The following is a 20,525-nucleotide window of genomic DNA, read 5'->3' on the forward strand; positions in this document are numbered from 1 at the left end:
TCGCTGGCCGCATATAATTATGCGTTCGCTGAATTAGGCCACCCGCTCCGGCATCACGCCCCCCTCGCGCGGTTCCCGGCCGAGATTCCCTGCCTTGATGTTGCTTTCGCCGCACCGTGCTGCGGCCTTTTGCTTGCCCATGTCTTCGCCCGCCTCCGCCGGTTCCGCCGCGTCCGCTGTATCGCCCGACCACACCTCCGCCCTGCCCGCCCATGACCACCGCGCGGTGATGCGCGTGATCGGCGGCATCGTGCTGTGCATCCTGCTGGCCGCGCTCGACCAGACCGTAGTGATCCCGGCGGTGCCGGCGATCGCCAATGACCTGAACGGCTTCGGCCACCTGTCGTGGATCGTCACGGCCTACCTGATCGTGTCGACGGTGACCACGCCGCTGTACGGCAAGCTGTCCGACAGCTTCGGCCGGCGGCGCCTGCTGATGGTGGCGATCACGTTGTTTATCGGTGCTTCGGTGGCGTGCGCGCTGGCGCAAACGCTGGGCCAGCTGATCCTGTTCCGCGCGCTGCAGGGCGTGGGCGGCGGCGGGCTGATGTCGCTGGCGCAGGCCGCCATCGCCGATGTGGTGGCGCCGCGCCAGCGCGGACGCTACCAGGGTTACCTGGCCACGGTGTGGGCGGTGGCGTCGATCGCCGGGCCGCTGGTGGGCGGCTGGGTCTCCGACCACATGTCGTGGCGCTGGCTGTTCTGGGTCAACGTGCCGCTGGGGCTGCTGGCGATGTTCATGTGCTACCGCGGCCTGGCCATGCTGCCCGCGCGCGGCGGGCGCGCGCGCGTGGACTGGCTGGGCGCGCTGCTGCTGGCGGTGGCCATCGTCGCGTTCCTGCTGGCGATGAGCTGGGGCGGCGATGTCTATGACTGGCTCTCGCCCGAGCTGGGCGCCCTGCTGCTGGCCGCGGTCGCGGCCGTGCTGCTGCTGACCTGGCAGGAACGCCGCGCGGCCGACCCGATGCTGCCGCCGCGCCTGTTTGCCAACCGGGCCTATGTGCTGGGCGTGGCCGCATCGGCGCTGGCCGCGCTCGACATCTTCCTGTGCATCTTCGCCCTGCCCCTGCACTTCCAGCTGGTGCGCGGCGCCGATGCGTCGACCTCCGGGCTGCTGGTGATGCCATTCCTGCTGGCGACGGTGGCGGGCAACTTCATCGTCGCGTGGCTGGCGCCGCGCGTGGGCCGCATGCGCGGCATCCTGACCGCTGGCTATATCGCCGGCGCGCTGGGCCTGATCGTGCTGGCGCTGGTGACGCCCGCGGTGCCGTTGGCGGTGGTGCTGGCGGCGATGACGCTGGCCGGCGTGGGCCTGGGCATCACCATGGTGGCGACGCTGATGAGCGTGCAGAACGCGCTGGAACGCCGCGATACCGGCGCCGGCACCGGCGCGCTGCTGGTGCTGCGCTCGCTCGGCAGCGCGCTGGGCGGCGCGCTCGCGGGCACGCTGCTGACGCTGGAATTCCGCCAGGCGCTGGCGGCTTCGGGGGTGACGCAAACGCTGGACCTGGGCGCGCTGCGCCATGGCAGCGAGGCCTTCGCGCAGCTGTCGCCTTCGGTGCGCGCCGTGCTGGCCGGCGGCGTGGAATCCGGCTTCCACCTGATCTTTGCGGTGGGCGCCGCGGCGGCGGTCATAGCGCTGCTGATCGTGCGCCGCATGCCGGATGTGGAGCTGCGCAGCAGCGTCACCGAGCACGCCGCGACGCTGGCGATGGACTGACCGGGTGGAACACGGACTGCATCCGGCCAGCCGCCATCGGCGTAAACTACGCGTACCCGAACCAGCGAGCCGACCCCCGGAGCCCCGTCGCCATGAGCCGCCGTCCCCTGCCTTTCCGCCCGTGCGTTCCCCTGGCTGCCGCCCTCACCCTGGCAGCCGCCAGCGCGGCCCTGTTGCCGGCACCGGTGCGCGCCGCCGACAAGCCTGCCACGCCCGTCGCCGCTGGCACCTGCCCGGCATCGCTCAACTTCACCTTCCCACGCCTGCAGGACGATGCGCCGCAGAACCTGTGCCAGTACGCGGGCAAGGTGGTGCTGGTGGTCAATACCGCGAGCTATTGCGGTTTCACGCCGCAGTACGAAGGGCTCGAGGCGCTGTACGCCAAGTACAACGCGCGCGGGCTGGTGGTGCTGGGCTTCCCGTCCAATGACTTTTCGCAGGAGCCGGGCTCGCAGAAAGAGATCGCGGACTTCTGCTACAACACCTACGGCGTCAAGTTCCCGATGCTGGGCAAGTCGCATGTGCGCGGCAGCGAGGCCAACCCGATGTACGCGCTGCTGGCCAGGCAGACCGGCACCGCGCCGAAATGGAATTTCTACAAGTACCTGATCGGCCGCGACGGCAAGGTGGTGGCCAGCTACGGCAGCCGCACCACGCCGGACGACAAGGAACTGGTGGCGAAGATCGAATCGCTGCTCGCCGCGCCGCGCTGAGCAGCGATCCGCCGCGTGGCCGGGTTCAGTCTCGCACCAGCCCTTCGGCCCGCATCGCTTCCTGCACCGCAGGCCGTGCCGCAATGCGCGACAGGTATTGCTGCAGCGCCGGGTAGTCGTTCAGCGGCAGCTTCAGGATGCGGGCCCAGCCGACGATGGTGAAGCAGTACGCATCGGCCACCGTGAAGGTGTCGCCGGTCAGGTATTGGCGGGTTTGCAGGTGCTGGTCGAGTTCGGCAAAGCGGCGCTGCAGCTTCGCCTTGCATTCATCCTGCGTGCTTTGCGCGGTTTCCTTGTGCCACAGCCACGGGCTGAAGACCTTGTGCAATTCGGTTGATACCAGCGTGATCCAGCCGGTGGCTTCAAGGCGCTCGCGCGTGCCGGCCGCGGGCAGCAGCTTGCGTTCGGGAACGAGGTCGGCGATGTATTGCAGCAGCGACGCCACCTCGGTATGGCGCGAGCCATCGTCCAGTTGCAGCAGCGGCACGTAGCCGCGCGGGTTGATGCGGTAGTAGTCGTCGCTGCCGTTCTCTGGCACGGCCAGCTTGTGGGTATGCAGGTCGACCCTGGCCAGCGTGACCGGCAGGCCGGCTTCGCGCAGGGCGATATGGACGGCCATCGAGCAGACGCCCGGAGTGTAGTAGAGCTTCATCGCGATCCTGTGGTGGTTGCCTGGCCGCCACGCCATGCGGCGGCCGTGCAGGCAGTCTAGGATCGGGGCCCTTGATGCAGCAATGCGCGTCCTTGCGGACGCGCATTGCAGATCTGCACAGGACGACGGGCGTCCCGGCTTATTCGACTTCGCGGAACAAGCGGCCCCAGCCGCGCAGCTCGCGCGTATCCACGCCGCACAGGCGCAGCGACTTCCACACCACCGTGGAGATGGTGTCGTACAGCGGGATGCCGGTTTCCGCTTCCAGTTCTTCCGCGAGGTGCGCGGCGCGCAGGTTGGTGCAGAACGTGGTGATGGCCTGCGGCTGGTGCTGCGCCAGCCCGCGCACCATCTCGCGGATGGTGTCTTCCTCGACCTCGGCGAAACTGTAGTTCACGTGCAGGTCCAGGTGGCTCTCGGCCACGCAATCGAAGCCGCTGCGCGCATAGTTGGCGATGATGCGCTGCTGCACGTCGTCCAGGTATGGCGTGGCCAGGCCAAAGTTGCGCGCGCCGGTCTTTTCCAGGATCTCGTTGAGCGCCAGCACCGAGGTCGTGGCCGGGATGCCGGTGGCTTCGGTGATCTGTTTGCACAGCGCTTCGTCCTTGTCGAAGCCAAGCCAGCCGGACGAGGTGCCGTTCCAGGCGATGACATCGACGCGCGCGTCGGCCAGCAGGCTGGCGGCGGCCAGGATCTTGTCGAGGTTGAACTGGCCCAGCGCCTGGTCGCGCAGCGAGATCTCGGTAACGGTGAAGCGCGAGAAATGCGCGCTGACATTGGGCAGGCCGGCCACCATCGCACTGGTGATGGGCTCGAGCGCGGTGTTGGAAGACGGCGTCAGCATGCCGAGTCGGATTTGCTTGGTCATTGTGGTTCGGTCTCAGGAGTGAGTGCGGGCGCCGGGACGTTGCCGGCGCCTGTCGCGGATTTGTTGGTCTTGCGGAGCTCGGTGATCCGACGGGTCTTCAGACCGGGATCTTAGTCTCGTAGTCGATCGCGGTGGAAGCCAGCAGCAGGCCCACGCCGGCCGCGGCGAAGAACATCAGCGCCAGGAAGTACGAGCCGGTGAACTGCACGATCATGCCGACGATGATCGGCACCGAGATGCCGCCGATATTGCCGCCCAGGTTCATCACGCCGCCGAGGAAGCCGACCTTGTTGCGCGTGCCCAGCATCGACGGCACGCACCAGAACAGGCCGCACCAGCGCAGGAAGAACAGCGTCGAAGACAGCAGCACGACCACCACCACCGGATCGGTGACATAGGCCACCGAGAAGATCGACGCCGTCGCCACCACCGCGGCGATGCCGAACAGCGTGCGCATCACCACATTGGGCCGGCCGCCGGCTTCCTTCCATTTGTCGGCGATCCAGCCGCCGATCAGTTCGCCGACGAAGCCGCTGAAGAAGATGATGAAGCTGGCGCCGCCCATCTGCTTGATGTCGAAGCCGTGCACCTTGTTCAGGTAGTTGGGCATCCACGTCAGCAGGCCGTAGAACACGGTGTTGAAGCACATCCAGCCGATCGCCATGCACCACACCGAGCGGTACTTGAAGAAATCCAGCGAGCGGCCCGACAGGTTGGCCGGCTCGGCGCGGTGCTCATTGGCCAGCGCTTCCTCGATGTAGCGGGCTTCCAGCTCATTGACGCCGCGGTGCTCGCGCGGGGAGTTGCGCACGTAGTACCAGGCCACGACGCCGGCCAGCACCGTGCCGACGCCGGCGACGATAAAGGCCAGCCGCCACGAGTCCAGCGCGGCGATCAGCCAGGTGATGATGATCGCGCCCAGGGCCGCGCCCAGCGGGGCGCCGCCGTCCAGCAGCGTGGCGCCGCGGCCGCGCTCGTTCTGCGTCATCCAGATCGCGTTGAGCTTGCCGCCGGCCGGGTAGATCGGCGCCTCGGCCGCGCCCAGGCCCAGGCGTGTCAGCAGCAGCTGGGTGGCGTTGGTGGTGAAGGCCGCCACCGCCTGGGCGATGCCCCAGAACACGGTGGCGCACGCGATCACGATGCGCGGCTTGTACTTGTCGGCCAGCATGCCGCCGGGCACCTGCATCAATGCGTAGGTCCAGAAGAAGGAACTGAGGATCAGGCCCTGCATGGCGGGGCTGAGATCGAACTCCTTGGCGATCAGCGGCATCGCCACCGACAGCGAGGCGCGATCGATGTAGTTGATCGCGATGAGAAACAGCATCATCAAGAAAATCTTCCAGCGCACCGAGGTTCTGGCCTCGGTCATCACTGTTGCCCGCGTTGTCGTCTGCATGACGGCGTCTCCTGTTTTCGTCCTTTGGTTGAGGCAGTTCTGATGGGGTGTCGCGCAACAGGCCGGAGTATAGGATACGTAATCTGTAATTACAACGCGTGTAAGTTGTTGATTTTACGAAGTTGCTAATGCCCAATTTCAGGGTGTGGTAGCCTTGCTGTGGTGCATTTCCCCATTTTGGTGACGTCTGTGACACAAACGCTTTCCCCTTCCGCGCGCCTGCGCACGCTTGGCATGTCGGCCGAGATCGCCGCGCGGCTGCGCACCATGATCGAAGAGGGCGAGTTGCCGCCCGGCGTGCGCATCGATGAACGGGCCTTCTGCGAGACCTTCGATGTGTCCAAGACGCCGCTGCGCGAGGCGCTGAAGGTGCTGGTGTCCGAGGGGCTGGTGCTGCACCGGCAGTACATCGGCTATCGGGTCGCGCCGCTGGACCTGGACGAATTGCGCGCCACGTTCGAAACGCTGCACGGGCTGGAGGCGCTGGCGGGGGAACTGGCGGCGCAGCGTCTGGGCGCGGCGGCGATGGCCAAGCTGGAGCGGCGCCACCAGGCCATGATCGATGCCCATGCCGCCGGCCGTCGCACCGACTATTTCCGCATCAACCAGGAAATCCACCAGCTCATCATCGACGGCGCCGCCAACCCGGTGCTGGCGGGCATCTACGCCACGCTGATGAGCAAGGTGCACCGCGCGCGCGGCGCCGCCAACGCCGATACGCTGCGCTGGCAGGAGTCGCACGAGGAACACGAAGCCATCATGGCCGCGCTGCGCGAGCCCGGCCGGCCGCGGCTGGCCCAGGTGCTGCGCAGCCACTCCGAGAACACCGCCCGGGAAGTGCTGACCGTGGTGGCGCAAACGCTGGCCGAAGGCAACGGGCGCAACGGCGCGCTCGAGCAATCCGCCTGAACCCCTTATCCCTCCACCCAAAAAGACGACGATGAAACTGGTCCGAGTAGGCAACCCCGGCGCCGAGCGCCCCGGCATGATCGATGCGGCAGGCCGCGTGCGCGACCTGTCCGGCGTGATCCGCGATGTCGATGCGGCGCAACTGGCGCCGGCGGCGCTGGAGGCGCTGGCGCAGGTCGACCCGCAGACCCTGCCGGTCATCGACGGCGCGCGTTTTGGCGTGCCCTGGAGCGGACTCGGCAAGATCGTTGCGATCGGCCTGAACTATGCCGACCACGCCGCCGAAGCCGGCATGCCGCTGCCGGCCGAGCCGATCGTGTTCCTGAAGGCCAACAGCTCGCTCAATGGCCCCAACGATGCGGTGATGCTGCCGTTCGGCTCGACCAAGACCGACTGGGAAGTGGAGCTGGGCGTGGTCATCGGCACCACCGCGCGCAACGTCTCGCGCGAGCAGGCGCTGGAGCACGTGGCCGGCTACTGCGTGGTCAATGATGTCTCCGAGCGTGAGTTCCAGATCGAGCGCGGCGGCACCTGGGACAAGGGCAAGGGCTGCGACACCTTCTGCCCGGCCGGCCCGTGGCTGGTGACGCGCGACGAAGTGGCGGACCCGCAGGCGCTGGGGCTGTGGCTGGAGGTCAACGGCGAGCGCGTGCAGCAGGGCACCACTGCGACCATGGTGTTCGACGTGGCCACGCTGGTCAGCTATGTCAGCCGCTTCATGACGCTGCTGCCAGGCGACCTGATCGCAACCGGCACGCCGCCCGGCGTGGGCATGGGCTGCAAGCCGCCGCGCTACCTCAAAGCCGGCGACACCATGCGCCTGGGCGTCGACGGGCTGGGCGAGCAGACGCAGCGGGTGGTGGCGTACGGCGAGCGGTGAGGACAGGCGCCGGAAGGGTTCCCCGTCGATACGCTTTCATACAAAGCGTTGGGTTTCCACACAAAGCGTACGATTAGGGCAACAGTTCTGGCGCAGAATGCGGCCGGATTACATGGTTTTACAGGAAATCGGGGGCCTGGCGTTTCGCTCGCGTTATCTGCGTGAAATACTGGTTATACAGGTTTCGCCAGAGAGCAAAACGTCATGTCAGAGCACGCCCCCGAAATCGAGTCTTACCTCGGCGCCACCCTCCAGTCCCCCGCGTCCCCGCTGAAGCACCGATACTGCGCGCTGGCCGATACCCTCGACAGCCGCGCCGAACTCGAAGCCATCCGGCGCAATATCCACCAGCATCCCGAACTGGCCTTCGACGAAGTCCGCACCGCCGGCCTGGTCGCCACCTTGCTGGAAGGCTGGGGCTACGCGGTCACGCGCGGCGTGGGCGGGACCGGGGTGGTGGGGACGTTGCGCAGCGGCGAGAGCGGGCATAGCGTGGGCATCCGCGCCGACATGGACGCCTTGCCGATCCACGAGCGCACCGCGCTGCCGTACGCCAGCGTCAACGCCGGCCGCATGCACGCCTGCGGCCACGACGGCCACACCGCGATCCTGCTCGGCGCGGCCCGGCAACTGGCGCGCACGCGCAATTTCAACGGCACCGTGCACCTGATCTTCCAGCCGGCCGAGGAAATCGGCGCCGGCGGCGGCGCCGAGCGCATGCTGGCCGACGGGCTGTTCGAGCGCTTTCCGTGCGATGCCATCTTCGGGCTGCATAACCATCCGGGCGTGGAGCAGGGGACTTTCCTGTTCCGCTCGGGCCCGTTCATGGCGGCGTGCGACACCGTCACCATTACCATCCGCGGCAAGGGCGGCCACGCGGCGCGCCCGCACCAGTCGGTCGATCCGATCCTGGTGGCGGGCAGCCTGGTGATGGCGCTGCAGTCGGTGGTATCGCGCTATGTCGACCCCAACGAAACCGCGGTGGTGACAATCGGCACGCTGCACGCCGGCCACGCGCCCAACGTGATCCCGGACCACGCCCGCATGGAACTCAGCGTGCGCTCGTTCAGCCCCGAGGTGCGCGCTTCATTGGAGCACCGCATCCGCCAGCTCGCCACCTCGCACGCCGAAGGCTACGGCGCGGTGGCCGAGATCGACTACGTGCGCGGCTACCCGGTGCTGGTCAACAGCGAGCGCGAGACCGAGTTCGCGCGCCAGGTGGCCGAGGAACTGGTCGGCGGCGGCAAGGTGGTGGACCAGGCCGCGCGCATCGCCGGCAGCGAGGACTTCGCCTACTTCCTGCAGCAGCGTCCCGGCTGCTTCGTGCGGCTGGGCAACGGCGCCAACCAGCCGCTGCTGCACAACGCCGGCTATGACTTCAACGACGACAACCTGACCGTCGGCGCCGCTTACTGGACGCGGCTGGTGGAGCGCTACCTGGGCAACTGAGCCGCCCTAGCGGAAGAACGCGCTCGGCGGCACGCCGAACTGCCGCCGGAACATGGTGGCGAACGCGCTCGGGCTGTCATAGCCCAGGTCCAGCGCCACATCGACCACCTTGCTGCCGGCCGCCAGTTTTTCCAGCGCGGCCAGCAGGCGTGCCTGTTGGCGCCACTGGCCGAAGGTCATGCCGGTTTCGCGCGCAAAGCGGCGCTGGATGGTCTTGGGATCCAGCCCCAGCCGCGCGCCCCAGTCCGCCAGCGTCAGCGCGGTGTCGGGCGCGCCGGCGATGGCGTCGCAGATCTGCCGCAGGCTGGCATCGGCCGGGCGCGGCAAGTGCAGCGGCAGCGACGGCACCAGCATCACTTCATCGAGCAGCAGCCGCATCAGCCGCGCGTCGCGCGTGTCGGGCGCATAGGGCAGGGCGATCTCCACCGCGGCCAGGATCAGCTCGCGCAGCAGCGGCGAGATGCCCAGCACGGTGCAGCGCTGCGGCAGGTCGGGCGCGGCATCGGGGCGGATATACGCGGTGCGCATCTGCACCCGGCCCACCATGCGGATCCAGTGCGTGGTGCCGCCGGGCATCCACATGCCGCGCGTGGGCGGCACGATCCACTGGCCTTCGGCGGTGGCCACCACCATCACGCCGTGCACCGCGTGGATCAGTTGCGCGTGCGGATGCTGGTGCGGCTGGGTCACGTGGCCAGGCAGGTAGTCGGCCGCCATCGCGGTGACCGGCAGCGGGCTGCGGTCGAAGCGGAAATAGGGCGGCGGATCGGCGTAGGTATCGCCCAGCGCCAGCGTCTCGGGCGTGGGATCGGGCAGTGCCGGCCGGGTCCGGCGGCTGGCGGGGGCCGCGTCGGAAAGCGGGCGGGGGGCGCGCGCCATGTCCTTTTCTCCAAGGTTGCGGACCTATTCTCGCAGGACAGGCGCGGGCGCGCCAGCTAGCATCGGTGCTCAGATCCTTTCTGGCCGGCGCCCCCGCTGGCCGCTTTCCGTTTGTCGAGAGCCGCCAATGAGCACAACCATCGACTCCGCGCCGGCTGGCGCATCCTCCGCGACGCCTTCACTTGCCCCGTCGCCGCAGGCGGAACGCACCGGTTTCCGCGTGCTGTCCGCCATCAGCTTCGCCCACTTCCTCAACGACATGATCCAGTCGCTGATCCTGGCGATCTATCCGATGCTGAAGGGCGGCTTCAACCTCAGCTTCACCCAGATCGGGCTGCTGACCATGACTTACCAGATCACCGCGTCGCTGCTGCAGCCGGTGGTGGGCCTGTACACCGACAAGCATCCCAGGCCGCATTCGCTGGCGGTGGCGATGGCCTTTACGCTGGCCGGCCTGCTGCTGCTGTCGGTCGCGCCCAGCTATGGCGTGCTGCTGGTGGCCGCGGCGCTGGTCGGCACCGGCTCGTCAATCTTCCATCCGGAGTCGTCGCGCGTGGCGCGCATGGCGTCGGGCGGCCAGCACGGGCTGGCGCAGTCGATCTTCCAGGTGGGCGGCAACGGCGGCAGCGCCATGGGCCCGCTGCTGGCGGCGCTGATCGTGCACCAGCAGGCCAGCCTGGCGTGGTTCTCGCTGGCGGCGCTGGTGGGCATCGTGGTGCTGTGGCGCATCGGCGGCTGGTACGCGCGCCAGCTGGCGCAGGGCGCGCGCAAGCGCAAGGCCGCCGGCGCCGCGTCCAGCCCCGTGGCGACGCGCGTGGTGGTGCGGGCCATGGTGGTGCTGATGGTGCTGGTGTTCTCCAAGTACTTCTACATGGCCAGCCTGACCTCGTACTACACCTTCTACCTGATGGAGCGCTTCGCGCTGGCGCGCCAGGACGCGCAGCTGCACTTATTCCTGTTCCTGTTCGCGGTCGCCGCCGGCACCATCCTGGGCGGCCCGATCGGCGACCGCATCGGCCGCAAGCGCGTGATCTGGGCCTCGATCCTGGGCGTGGCGCCGTTCACGCTGCTGCTGCCGCACGTGGGCCTGTTCTGGACCACGGTGCTGACCTTCATCATCGGCTTTATCCTGGCCTCGGCGTTCTCGGCGATCCTGGTGTTCGCGCAGGAACTGATCCCCGGCAAGGTCGGCATGGTGTCGGGGCTGTTTTTCGGCTTTGCCTTCGGCATGGGCGGCATCGGCGCCGCGGTGCTGGGCGGCATGGCCGATACGCACGGCATCCGCGCGGTGTACGAGTACTGCGCCTACCTGCCGCTGCTGGGCTTGCTGACGGTGTTCCTGCCGGATCTGCGCGAGGGCCCGCAGCGCGCCTGAAGCGTGTCTTAGCTACCTGACTTGCCTTCGCCGCCATCGCCGCCATCGCCGGACAGCGGCTCGAACATGCGCAGCCAGCGGCGCAGCAGCGCGGCCAGTTGTGCGCGCTCGGTCGCGGTCAGGCCGTTCGCGCGCCTGGTGCTGGGGCAGCCACTGACAGCGATGCAGGCGGCCGGCGCGCTGCTGGTGCTGGCCAGCGTGTGGCTTGGCCAGCGCGCGGCCGCGCCGGCCACGGTGGCGCGCGCGCAGCCGGCCTGATGTCATCCGCGAAGGGTGCTGCTGCCGGGCGGACTTTTGCGGCATCATGGCGGGCACTCAAGTCCGACGTGCCCGTTCCCGCCGACGATGCCACCCGTCCCAGATCCTTCCGCCGCTCCTGCCACGCCGCCCTGCGAGCGCTGCCTGGCGCTCGCCGACGACCCGCGCCGGCGTGAGCCACCGGCCTGCCTGGCGTTGCGCGGCACTGCGCCGGTGGTGACGCAGAGTGCCGCCGGCGTGCCGTACAGCATGCTGTCGTTCTGCTGCCGCGACTGCGGCACCGGGTGGCGGCTCTACGACCGCGCCAACGAGCTCTTTGTCTCGTGGGTGCCGGAGCGGCCGCTGGAGCGCTGAGCGCGCCGCATGATCGGCTAAGATAGCGGCTGTTCCGCGCCGCGCCGGCCAATTGGGCCGCGCGGCCGCTCCCGTCGAATCTCTCCCGCGTTCCCATCATGGCCTTCCCCTTCCGCCCGTCGCTGCTGGCCGCAGCGTGCGTGTTCAGTGCCGCCGCACTTGCCCCTGCCGCCGCCGCCGCGGCCGACGCCTATCCCAGCCGCCCGATCCGCCTGATCGTCGCCTATCCCACCGGCGGCATCAGCGACACCGTGGCGCGCGCGCTCGGCGAACGGCTGTCGGCGCAAATGGGCACCTCGGTGGTGGTCGAGAACAAGGCCGGCGCCGGCGGCAGCATCGGCATCGACGCGGTCGCCAAGGCCGCGCCGGACGGCTACACGCTCGGCTTTGCCGCGACCAGCCCGCTCACGCTGAATCCGCATGTCGGCCGCGTCAACTACGATCCGCAGAAGGATGTGGCGCCGGTGATGAGCGTCATGTATTCGCCGGTGCTGGTGGTTGCGACTTCCGCGTTCGGCGGCAAGAGCTTTGCCGACGTGGTCGGCCAGGCCAGTGCCAGGCCCGGTTCGGTACGCTGGGCCACTTCGGGCCTGGGCACGGTCGGCCATGTGGTGCTGGAACAGATCAAGCAGAAGTCGAAGGCCGACATCGTGCTGATCCCGTACAAGGGCGCGGGCCAGCAGATGAACGATGCGCTCGGCGGCCAGTTCGAGGTGATGAGCACCAACGCCAGCCCGGTGCTGAGCCAGCATATGCAGGCCGGCCGCCTGCGCGCGCTGGCGGTGGGCGCACCGAAGCGCCTGGAAAGCCTGCCCGCCGTGCCGACGCTGGCCGAGCTGGGCTACCCCAAGGCCAACCTGACCTCGACCTTCGGCATTTTCGCCCCGGGCAAGACCCCTGCGGCCATCATCAACCGCCTGAACGCCGAGCTGAACAAGGCGCTGGCCGAGCCGGAAGTGCACGAGCGCCTGCTCAAGGGCGGCGAAGTGCCGACCGGCGGCACGCCGGCGCAGTTTGCCAAGGCCATCCGCGAAGAGTCCGCGGAGAACGCCCGCATCGTCAGGGAAGCCGGGATCAAGGCTGACTGAATGACCGGGCCGGGCGCGCCGGCACCAGGGCCGCGCTAGGCCGCATCGAGCCGGCTGCCCAGCCCGTACACCGACGACAGCCGCACGCCGTTGTGCGGCCACAGCGCCAGCTTGGTGCGCACGCGCGACAAGTGGCTGTCGACGGTGCGCGAGGCCGCGTCCATGTGATAGCGCCAGACCTGGTCGACCATGGTCTGGCGCAGCACCAGCGACCCCAGGTTGCGGAACAGCAGCACCGCCAGGTCGAATTCCTTCGGGGCCAGCAGCACCGGCTTGCCCTGCACCCACACCTGCCGCTCGGCGGTGGCAAAGCGGAACGGCCCGTGTTCCAGGTCGCAGTCGGCGCTGGCCGGCCGCGCGCGGCGCAGCAGCGCCAGCACGCGCGCGGCCAGTTCCGCGGCGCGCAGCGGCTTGGGCAGGTAGCTGTCCGCGCCCTGCGCCAGGCAGGCCGCGACAAAGCCTTCTTCGTTCGAGGCCCCGGTCAGCATCACCGGCATCTCGTTGCCCAAGGTGCGGCGCACCCACGCCAGCACTTCCAGCGCCGGCAGGCCCGGCGTATCGCAATCCAGCATCAGCAGGTCGAACGGCCGGGCGCGCAGCGCGCCGATCAGGCTGCGCCCGCTGAGGTAGCGCGTGCACTGGTGGCCGTTCAGGCGCAGGGTCTGTTCGATGCTGACGGCGAGGGTGGGGTCCGCCTGCAGCGCGGCGATCTTCACGGACATGGCTCCTGTGCGCGGACGCACCGCAGTGCGTCGCCGGGGTGGACACAACTCGACAAACAGGTTGCGCGGGCACGGGTCGGCCCGCAGCGAAGCCCATGGTAGGAGCGGCCTACTAAGGCGAGAAGTAAAAGATTGTTGAAAGGCGAGATTGAGCGCTTTCCTATTCGTGCGGCCCGCAACACCGGCTTAAATGACCCGCTAATGGGCAGTTCCGTCGGAGGCAACATGGGAAAGAAAACAGCATCGCGCATTGCATCGCTCGAGGACGCGCCCGCGGATGCGGCGCTGATCCGCCAAGTCGTCGCCAGCGCGGGATTCGAATGCGTCAGCTTCAGCGAGAGCCGGCGCCTGCTGCTGGCGCTGCGCGACGCCGGCTTCGACCTGCTGCTGCTGGACTGGCAGATGCCGGACCTGTCCGGGCGCGAGGTACTGGCCTGGGTCCGCACCCACCTGGACCGGCGCATCCCGGTCATGTTCCTGAGCGGCCGCGATGCCGAGCACGATATCGTCAGCGCGCTGGCCGCGGGCGCCGACGACTACATGGTCAAGCCGATCCGCCCGGCCGAACTGGCCGCGCGCATCGAATGCCTGCTGCGGCGCGCGTATCCCGCGCAGGCGTCGCCGCACGCGCCGCTGCGATTGGGCGATTACGCCTTCGACTGCGCGCTGCGCCGGGTCACCTGCAACGGCCAGCCGATCGGCCTGACACCCAAGGAATTCGACCTCGCGGTGCTGCTGTTCCGCCACGAAGGCCGCATCGTCACGCGCGACCACATCACGGCCGCGGTCTGGGGCCGCGAGATCTCGCCGTTGTCGCGCACCATCGATACCCACGTATCGCGCGTGCGCAGCAAGCTCGGGCTGCAAGCGGAGCACGGCATGCGGCTGACGCCGGTCTATACGCACGGCTATCGGCTGGAGCGCCTGGCACACGCCGAGCGGGCCGCAGCATGACGGCGCGCCAGCTGTGCCTTGCCCTGCTTGCTGCGGCGTTGTGCCTGAGCGGCTGCCGGCTGGCGCGACGTCGCTGCAGCGCAGCTGCGATGCCGGCGCCGGCAAGCGGCGGCGACGTGCGCGACCCCGCCGCCGTGCAGGACATGCTGCTGCATGTGCTGGGCCACGACCTGCGCGAACCCAATGCCTCGCTGCTAGCGTGGCTGGCGCTGCGCCAGACCCGGTCGCAGGCCGATGCGGCGCTGCTGGCGCAGGTCGGCGGCCACGCGCGCCGCTCGCTGCGCCATATCGACGACCTGAACCGGCTGCTGCGCGAAACGCGGCATGCCTACCGGATGCGGCGGATCGCCATGGAGACCCTGCTCGATGCGGCGCTGGACCGCGTCTGGACCGAAGCCGGCGAGGCCGGGATCCGGCTGGAACGCCCGGCCGCGCGCCTGCCCCGCATCGGCGGGGACGCGGCGATGCTCGCCGGCACGCTGGAATGGCTGCTGGGCAGCGCCATCGGCGCCGCGGCGCATGACACGGTGCTGCGCACCGCGTGCCGCGGCCATGCCGGTGGCGTGGCGCTGACGATCGTGTTCCAGCCCGCCGACGACGCGGGCGCCGTGCAACTGGCCCGGCCCGGGCCCGCGCTGCTGTGCGCGCAGCGCGTGGTGGCGCGCCATGGCGGCCTGCTGGTGCCGCTCCAGCCGCTGCAGCCAAACCAGGGCGTTGCCGCGCAGGCCGGCTGGTACCTGTGGCTGCGGCGCCGGCCGCGCCCATGAAAAAAGGCACCCGAAGGTGCCTTTGCCAGGAACTGCTGATCAGGTATCGATCAGAAGATGTGGCGGATGCCCAGCGCAGCGCCGGTCTGGTTGTTGCGGCCCGGCATTTCGGTGGTGGTGCCGCCCGAAACCTTGTTGAAGTCAACCGTGCCGTAGACCTGGGTGCGCTTGGACAGCGAGTACTCGGCCAGCAGCACGCCGGTGTAGCGGCGGCCGTTGTTGTTGTTCACGCCGTTCTTGTTCTCGACGTAGTCGCCGTAGAACACGCCGGTCAGCGCCAGGGCCGGGGTGGCCTGGTAGGTCAGGCCGATGTAGCCGATGGTGTCCTTGCGCGGGTTGCTGGCAGCGCCGGCGGCGACCACGCCCGGTGCCGGAGCGGCAGCCGAGTTGTTCAGGAAGCCGTTGTCGATGACGCCGGTGCGGTCCTTGCCGCCGATGTAACCCACGAACAGCTTGGCCGGGCCAAAGGCGTACTTACCGGCAGCGCCCCACATTTGCTGCTTGTTGCCGTTGATATCGCGGACTTCCTGGTACACGCCGCCGATGCCGAACGGACCGAACGAGTAGGCGGCACGGGTGCCCCAGTACTGGTTCTGGCTCATGCTGCCCGGCTGCTCGCCGAAGCCGTAGCTGGCGCCGACGTCCAGGCCGCCGAACTTGCCGGCGTAGCTGACCACGTTGTTGTTGCGGAACTGGGTCAGGAAGAACGGCCAGGCGTTGTTGGTGTAGTTGCCGATGGTCAGCGGATCGTAGTCGCCGAAGAAGTTAAAGCCTTCGGTGTACTGGCGGCCCAGCTTGATCGTGCCGAAGTCGCCCGACAGGCCGACGTAAGCCTGACGGCCAAACAGGCTGTTGTTCTGGTTGGCGCGGCCGGTATCCGGGTCAAAGCCGCCTTCCAGCTGGAAGATCGCCTTCAGGTTGTTGCCCAGGGCTTCGCTGCCCTTCAAGCCCCAGCGGCTGTTGGTGATGGCGCCGTTGGTCAGTTCCCACGAGTTGTCATTGTTGGCGTTCGCGTTCGTCTGGAAGCGGATGCTCTGGTCGACGATACCGTACAGGGTGACGGAGGTTTGTGCGAAAGCCGAACCTGCCAACAGGCTGCCGGCTGCGAGGACGATGGCCGATTTCTTCATGGTGCTCCTTTTCTGTCTTGTACTGTGCCCTTCGCCGGATCACGGCGGGGATATGGTCTACGTTTCGTGTAAACGCCGCGAAAATTTAACAAAACGTAAGGAACAAGGACACAAAACTCCGTGGAGCCGCGCTTTCAAGCAGGAAATTAGTGCAATTTCGTTGTCTGGCCGCTACAGAATTCTGCATTCGGGGGCAAAGGCAGCGCTGTGGCACCGCCTCGGAGCCGGGCTGCGCGACGGCAGGGCGCTGGAGCGCCAGGGAGCGAAGGCGAGAGAAGGGAACGGGGCGGGGAGCCCCGCGGGCGCAGGGACCCGGCGCTGCCGGGTCCTGTGTCCTCAGTGCTGCGGGATTTCGATCTTGACCTCGAGCACCTCGAGGTTGTCCTGGCGTTCCAGGCTGACGCGCAGGTCCTGGTCGCCGATCTTGACGTATTTGGAGATCACCGCCACCAGCTCGCGCTGCAGCGCGGGCAGGTAGTCGGCGGGGGCGGAATGGCCGGTGCGCTCGTGCGCCAGAATGATCTGCAGGCGCTCCTTGGCGACTGACGCGGACTTCTTCTTCTCTCCCAGCAGGAAGGAAAGGATCGACATGGGGTGAGCCCTCCTTGACCGTTACTTGTTGCCGAAGATGCGCGAGAACAGCCCGGGCTTCTGGTAGTCGGTGAAGCGCATCGGCTTGTCCTTGCCGAGGAAGCGGTCCACCACGTCGCTGTAGGCGTCGGACACGTCGCTGCCTTCCAGGTGGATGGCGGGCGTGCCCTGGTTGGACGCGTGCAGCACCGCTTCCGATTCCGGCACCACGCCGATCAGCTTGATGCGCAGGATTTCCTGGATGTCGGTCAGCGACAGCATCTCGCCGCCATGCACGCGCTTGGGGTTGTAGCGGGTGATCAGCAGGTGTTCCTTGATCGGGTCGCCGCCCTCGGTGGCGCGCTTGGTCTTGGACGCGAGGATGCCGAGGATGCGGTCCGAATCGCGCACCGACGACACTTCCGGGTTGGTCACGATCAGCGCCTCGTCGGCGAAGTACATGGCCATCAGCGCGCCCGATTCGATGCCGGCGGGCGAGTCGCAGACGATGTATTCGAAATCCATCTCGATCAGGCCGTCGATCACCTTCTCGACGCCCTCGCGCGTGAGCGCGTCCTTGTCGCGCGTCTGCGAGGCCGGCAGGATGAACAGGTTCTCGCACTTCTTGTCCTTGATCAGCGCCTGGCGCAGGTTGGCTTCGCCCTGCACCACGTTGATCAGGTCATACACCACGCGGCGTTCGCAACCCATGATCAGGTCGAGGTTGCGCAGGCCGACGTCGAAGTCGATCACGGCAGTCTTGTGGCCGCGCAGGGCCAGGCCGGCGGCAAAGCTGGCGCTGGTGGTGGTCTTGCCGACGCCTCCCTTGCCGGAGGTCACAACGATGATTTTTGCCATGGCTCTTTGGTCCAGTAATAAGTTGAAGCTTGCGCTCTCTGCGATTCGGTCCCGAGGGGCGAGCGGTTACTTGAGCCGCAGCGCTTCGAGGATCAGTTTTTCATCGGCCAGGCGCACCTGGGCGGTCTTGCCGTGCACATCGGCCGGAAGCGTCTGCTCCGCGGTCCGGTAGATGCCGGCGATGGAAATCAGTTCGGGCTCCATGCACGTGCTGAAGATGCGCGCGGCGGTGTTGCCCTTGACGCCCGCCAGCGCGCGGCCGCGTAGCGGGGCATAGATATGGATGTTGCCTTCGGCGATGACCTCGGCACCGTAGCTGACCACGTCCATGATCACCACGTCGCCATGCGCATAGACCTGCTGGCCGGAGCGCAGCGGCTTGTCGATCAGCAGGGTCTGGGTCTGGCGCACGGCGGCGGCCACGGCGGCGTCGGTGGCCGCCTGCGCCGCGGCGCGGGCGGCTTCCTCGCGCGCCGCCTGCTCGGCGGCAGCCTGTTCCGCGGCGGCAGCGGCCTTGGCCTCGGCGGCGCGCTCGGCGGCGCCGCTGCGGCGGGACTGGCTGTCGAGCAGCGGCAGGCCGAAGCGCTCGGCCCACTCGCGCTGGCCCGCACGCGCGACCACGCCGATGGCGCGGGCCTTGAGCGTGGCGAGCGTGTCGATCACGGTGCCGAGCGCGACTTCGCTGTCGTCTTCCAGCGCGCGCAGGTCCAGCGCGATCACGTCATTGGAGAAGAAGTCGGGAGTGGCTTCGAAGCGGGTGAGGAGGTCATCCCGCAGCGCAGCCATGTCGGCGGTCTGGAGGGCGAGAAGGAGGGCGTCGACGTTGCCACTGCGCAGCTCGAAGCGTGGCGATTTCTTCTGGGACATAGCCGGGTGACCGTGGAAATGCCACATTCTAACGTTGTCTCTGTCGCGAACTGTAACAATTGGATCGATATGTACCGCAGGTGGCGCGTGGGCTCCTTGCGCGCGCCGGTGGCGCAGCGCAAGTGGGGCCGGCGCGGCTTGCGCGGCATCGGAAACCGCGCAGTGCGGGCATCGTGCAAAGCCTTGTTACGATTGCGCCATCTGATCAGCGGAGTTTCCATGGGCGCCATCGTCAATTGCGTGGCTTACCGGCAGGGCAAGCGGCTCGGTACGGTAAGCATGGAGGAAATCCCGGCGGTGCTGGCGGTGCCCGGCACCTTCATCTGGCTGGGCCTGCACGAGCCAGAGCTGGCGCTGCTGCGGCAGGCCCAGCAGGCCTTCGGCCTGCACGACCTCGCGGTCGAGGACGCGACCAACGCGCACCAGCGCCCCAAGCTCGAGGCGTATGGCGATTCCGTCTTCGTGGTGCTCAACACCGCGCAACTGGTGCAGGATGAAGTCGTGGTCGGCGAGACCCATCTGTTCGTCGGCCCCAACTACGTGGTCTCGGTTCGCCACGGCGCGAGCAGCACCTATGCGCCGGTGCGCGAGCGCTGCGAACACGACCCGCATGGCCTGGCGAACGGCCCCGGCTACGTGCTGTACGCGCTGATGGACTTTGTCGTCGACCACTACCTGCCCATCGTCACGCGCCTGGAGGACACCTTCGAGGCGCTGGAGCAGGGCATCTTCCGCGACGAATTCGACCGTGCCGCGATCGAGCGCCTGTACCAGATCAAGCGCCAGGTGCTGCGCCTGCGCAATGCGGTCAGCCCGGTCGAGGACATGTGCGGCCAGTTGATCCGGCTGCACGAAGAACTGGTGCCCAGGGAGTTGCGCGCCTATTTTCGCGATATCGAAGACCACGCCAGCCGGCTGGTGCGCACGCTCGACGTGGTGCGCGAAATGCTGACCACGGCGGTGCAGGTCAATCTCGCGCTGGTGACCGTCGGCCAGAACGAAGTGGTCAAGCGGCTGGCCGGCTGGGGCGCGATCCTGGCGATCCCGACCGTGGTGTTCAGCCTGTACGGCATGAACTTCGATTTCATGCCCGAGCTGAAGGTCCACTACGCCTATCCGGCGGTGATTGGCATGACCGCGGTGGCGTGTGGCGCGCTGTGGCGGCGGCTGCACCGCGCGGGGTGGATCTGAGCCCGGGGTTGGTCATATTGGTACGACGAATGGCCATGTCGCCATTGTTCGCCGGTTGATTATTCCCGTCGATATTGCAGCCGCTACCCGGCACCCCGGCAGACTCCTACACTGGAGCAGAGAAGGCCCAGCGCCCGGAGTCCGCCATGTCGAAAGCCCGTTCCCCGCATGCCGCCGTGCTGGCCGGCATCCTCAGCGCATGGCTGTGCCTGCCTCCGGCCGCCGCCGCACCGCAGCCGCCCGCTCCCGCGCAGGCACAGACCCGCGATGCCGTCGCGGCTTACGAATCGGGGCGCTTCGATGAAGCCTTGCAGGGCTTCTCCGGCGCCGCGCGCCAGGGCAACCGCCTCGCGCAATTCAACTACGCGATGATGCTGCTGCGTGGCGAGGGCACCGCCGCCCGGCCGCAAGAGGCGCTGGTGTGGCTGCGCAAGGCGGCCGACAACGGCATGACCCATGCGCAATACACCTGGGGCGACCTGTACGAGCGCGGCGAACTGGTGCCGAAATCGCTGGAAGAAGCGAACCGCTGGTACGAGCGCGCGGCGCAGGGTGGCCACGTGCAGGCGCAGATGGAACTGGCGACGAACTATTTCACCGGGCGCGGCGTGCCGCGCGACTACGCGCAGGCGTTTGCGTGGTACCGGCGCGCGGCGAGCGCGGGGGATGGCGGCGCGCAGTACATCGTCGGCAGCTTCTATGAACGCGGCGAGCCTGGCGTGGTCGACCGGGATATCGAGCAGGCGAAGATCTGGTACGCGCGCTCCGCGGCACACGGGGATCCGGGGGCGCTGGCGAAGTTGCGGTCGCTGCTGGAGGAGACGGTGAGGGGAAGGGCGGGGATGTAGGCAAGAACTGCCATCACGACAACGAAGCGGCGGTTTTGAGTGCTCCAGCGCCGCCGGAGCTAGCCCAAGCAAGGTGT

At 68.1% G+C, this 20,525-nt stretch carries 22 protein-coding genes; 13 read left to right on the plus strand and 9 right to left on the minus strand.

From position 1 onward, the window contains the following. Positions 1-139: 139 nt before the first annotated feature. Entirely contained in the window at positions 140-1,720 is a 1,581-nt protein-coding gene (locus LIN44_RS00195; RefSeq protein WP_227313040.1) for an MDR family MFS transporter, read from the plus strand. A gap of 92 nt (positions 1,721-1,812) precedes the next feature. Then, complete coding sequence (locus LIN44_RS00200; protein WP_227313041.1) at positions 1,813-2,433, plus strand: glutathione peroxidase; 621 nt, start codon at positions 1,813-1,815, stop codon at positions 2,431-2,433. A gap of 25 nt (positions 2,434-2,458) precedes the next feature. Here LIN44_RS00200 and gstA read toward each other — a convergent pair whose 3' ends face one another. The 3 genes from gstA to LIN44_RS00215 all read right to left on the minus strand — a co-directional run bounded on the left by gstA (position 2,459) and on the right by LIN44_RS00215 (position 5,349). Next, the gene (gene gstA, locus LIN44_RS00205; RefSeq protein ID WP_227313042.1) at positions 2,459-3,085 is read right to left on the minus strand and encodes a glutathione transferase GstA; all 627 of its coding nucleotides are present in this window, start codon (positions 3,083-3,085) and stop codon (positions 2,459-2,461) included. Between the two features lie 139 nt (positions 3,086-3,224). Then, positions 3,225-3,953: an aspartate/glutamate racemase family protein gene (locus LIN44_RS00210; protein WP_227313043.1), complete on the minus strand. Its 729-nt coding sequence runs from the start codon at positions 3,951-3,953 to the stop codon at positions 3,225-3,227. Between the two features lie 97 nt (positions 3,954-4,050). Further along, positions 4,051-5,349 carry an MFS transporter gene (locus LIN44_RS00215; protein WP_227313044.1) on the minus strand — a complete coding sequence of 433 codons (1,299 nt, stop codon included), beginning with the start codon at positions 5,347-5,349 and terminating at the stop codon, positions 4,051-4,053. A gap of 234 nt (positions 5,350-5,583) precedes the next feature. On the opposite strand from LIN44_RS00215, the gene LIN44_RS00220 reads away from it, so the two are divergent. The 3 genes from LIN44_RS00220 (at position 5,584) to LIN44_RS00230 (ending at position 8,587) form a co-directional block, all read left to right on the plus strand. Continuing rightward, on the plus strand, positions 5,584-6,258 hold the full coding sequence (locus LIN44_RS00220; RefSeq protein ID WP_227314423.1) for a GntR family transcriptional regulator: 675 nt from the start codon (positions 5,584-5,586) through the stop codon (positions 6,256-6,258). Between the two features lie 31 nt (positions 6,259-6,289). Then, positions 6,290-7,138 carry a fumarylacetoacetate hydrolase family protein gene (locus tag LIN44_RS00225; protein ID WP_227313045.1) on the plus strand — a complete coding sequence of 283 codons (849 nt, stop codon included), beginning with the start codon at positions 6,290-6,292 and terminating at the stop codon, positions 7,136-7,138. Positions 7,139-7,342: 204 nt separating this feature from the next. After that, positions 7,343-8,587 (plus strand): M20 aminoacylase family protein, encoded by a 1,245-nt coding sequence (locus LIN44_RS00230; protein WP_227313046.1) that lies wholly within the window; start codon positions 7,343-7,345, stop codon positions 8,585-8,587. A gap of 6 nt (positions 8,588-8,593) precedes the next feature. Here the strand turns inward: LIN44_RS00230 and LIN44_RS00235 are convergent, their stop codons facing one another. Continuing rightward, positions 8,594-9,466, minus strand: a complete 873-nt coding sequence (locus tag LIN44_RS00235) for a helix-turn-helix domain-containing protein (protein ID WP_227313047.1) — start codon at positions 9,464-9,466, stop codon at positions 8,594-8,596. Between the two features lie 127 nt (positions 9,467-9,593). Between LIN44_RS00235 and LIN44_RS00240 the strand changes: the two genes are divergently transcribed. The 4 genes from LIN44_RS00240 to LIN44_RS00255 all read left to right on the plus strand — a co-directional run bounded on the left by LIN44_RS00240 (position 9,594) and on the right by LIN44_RS00255 (position 12,541). Continuing rightward, positions 9,594-10,841, plus strand: coding sequence for an MFS transporter (locus tag LIN44_RS00240; RefSeq protein WP_227313048.1), 1,248 nt, complete (start codon positions 9,594-9,596; stop codon positions 10,839-10,841). A 21-nt stretch (positions 10,842-10,862) separates the two neighbouring features. After that, positions 10,863-11,099: a hypothetical protein gene (locus LIN44_RS00245; RefSeq protein ID WP_227313049.1), complete on the plus strand. Its 237-nt coding sequence runs from the start codon at positions 10,863-10,865 to the stop codon at positions 11,097-11,099. A gap of 87 nt (positions 11,100-11,186) precedes the next feature. After that, the gene (locus tag LIN44_RS00250; protein WP_227313050.1) at positions 11,187-11,453 is read left to right on the plus strand and encodes a hypothetical protein; all 267 of its coding nucleotides are present in this window, start codon (positions 11,187-11,189) and stop codon (positions 11,451-11,453) included. A 98-nt stretch (positions 11,454-11,551) separates the two neighbouring features. Next, positions 11,552-12,541 (plus strand): tripartite tricarboxylate transporter substrate binding protein, encoded by a 990-nt coding sequence (locus LIN44_RS00255; protein ID WP_227313051.1) that lies wholly within the window; start codon positions 11,552-11,554, stop codon positions 12,539-12,541. A 35-nt stretch (positions 12,542-12,576) separates the two neighbouring features. On the opposite strand, the gene LIN44_RS00260 is transcribed toward LIN44_RS00255, so the two are convergent. After that, positions 12,577-13,257, minus strand: a complete 681-nt coding sequence (locus LIN44_RS00260) for a response regulator transcription factor (protein WP_227314424.1) — start codon at positions 13,255-13,257, stop codon at positions 12,577-12,579. Between the two features lie 231 nt (positions 13,258-13,488). On the opposite strand from LIN44_RS00260, the gene LIN44_RS00265 reads away from it, so the two are divergent. Together LIN44_RS00265 and LIN44_RS00270 are read left to right on the plus strand one after the other, a co-directional pair. After that, the gene (locus tag LIN44_RS00265; RefSeq protein WP_227313052.1) at positions 13,489-14,217 is read left to right on the plus strand and encodes a response regulator transcription factor; all 729 of its coding nucleotides are present in this window, start codon (positions 13,489-13,491) and stop codon (positions 14,215-14,217) included. Beyond that, a complete protein-coding gene (locus tag LIN44_RS00270) occupies positions 14,214-14,984 on the plus strand; it encodes a sensor histidine kinase (RefSeq protein ID WP_227313053.1) in 771 nt (256 codons plus the stop codon). The genes LIN44_RS00265 and LIN44_RS00270 overlap by 4 nt, the downstream gene beginning before the upstream one ends. Before the next feature lie 50 nt (positions 14,985-15,034). Here the strand turns inward: LIN44_RS00270 and LIN44_RS00275 are convergent, their stop codons facing one another. The 4 genes from LIN44_RS00275 to minC all read right to left on the minus strand — a co-directional run bounded on the left by LIN44_RS00275 (position 15,035) and on the right by minC (position 18,409). Beyond that, the gene (locus tag LIN44_RS00275) at positions 15,035-16,114 is read right to left on the minus strand and encodes a porin (RefSeq protein WP_112776080.1); all 1,080 of its coding nucleotides are present in this window, start codon (positions 16,112-16,114) and stop codon (positions 15,035-15,037) included. A 336-nt stretch (positions 16,115-16,450) separates the two neighbouring features. After that, complete coding sequence (gene minE, locus LIN44_RS00280) at positions 16,451-16,705, minus strand: cell division topological specificity factor MinE (RefSeq protein WP_012351386.1); 255 nt, start codon at positions 16,703-16,705, stop codon at positions 16,451-16,453. Between the two features lie 21 nt (positions 16,706-16,726). Beyond that, positions 16,727-17,542 carry a septum site-determining protein MinD gene (gene minD, locus LIN44_RS00285; RefSeq protein WP_062796161.1) on the minus strand — a complete coding sequence of 272 codons (816 nt, stop codon included), beginning with the start codon at positions 17,540-17,542 and terminating at the stop codon, positions 16,727-16,729. Between the two features lie 66 nt (positions 17,543-17,608). Then, the gene (gene minC / locus LIN44_RS00290; RefSeq protein WP_227313054.1) at positions 17,609-18,409 is read right to left on the minus strand and encodes a septum site-determining protein MinC; all 801 of its coding nucleotides are present in this window, start codon (positions 18,407-18,409) and stop codon (positions 17,609-17,611) included. A gap of 219 nt (positions 18,410-18,628) precedes the next feature. Here minC and LIN44_RS00295 point away from each other — a divergent pair, with 219 nt between their 5' ends. After that, positions 18,629-19,600 carry a magnesium and cobalt transport protein CorA gene (locus LIN44_RS00295; RefSeq protein ID WP_227313055.1) on the plus strand — a complete coding sequence of 324 codons (972 nt, stop codon included), beginning with the start codon at positions 18,629-18,631 and terminating at the stop codon, positions 19,598-19,600. Positions 19,601-19,746: 146 nt separating this feature from the next. Further along, positions 19,747-20,448, plus strand: coding sequence for a tetratricopeptide repeat protein (locus LIN44_RS00300; RefSeq protein ID WP_227313056.1), 702 nt, complete (start codon positions 19,747-19,749; stop codon positions 20,446-20,448). Positions 20,449-20,525 lie beyond the last annotated feature (77 nt).

It is taken from the genome of Cupriavidus sp. MP-37 (assembly GCF_020618415.1).
In the GTDB taxonomy this organism is placed as follows: Bacteria; Pseudomonadota; Gammaproteobacteria; order Burkholderiales; family Burkholderiaceae; genus Cupriavidus.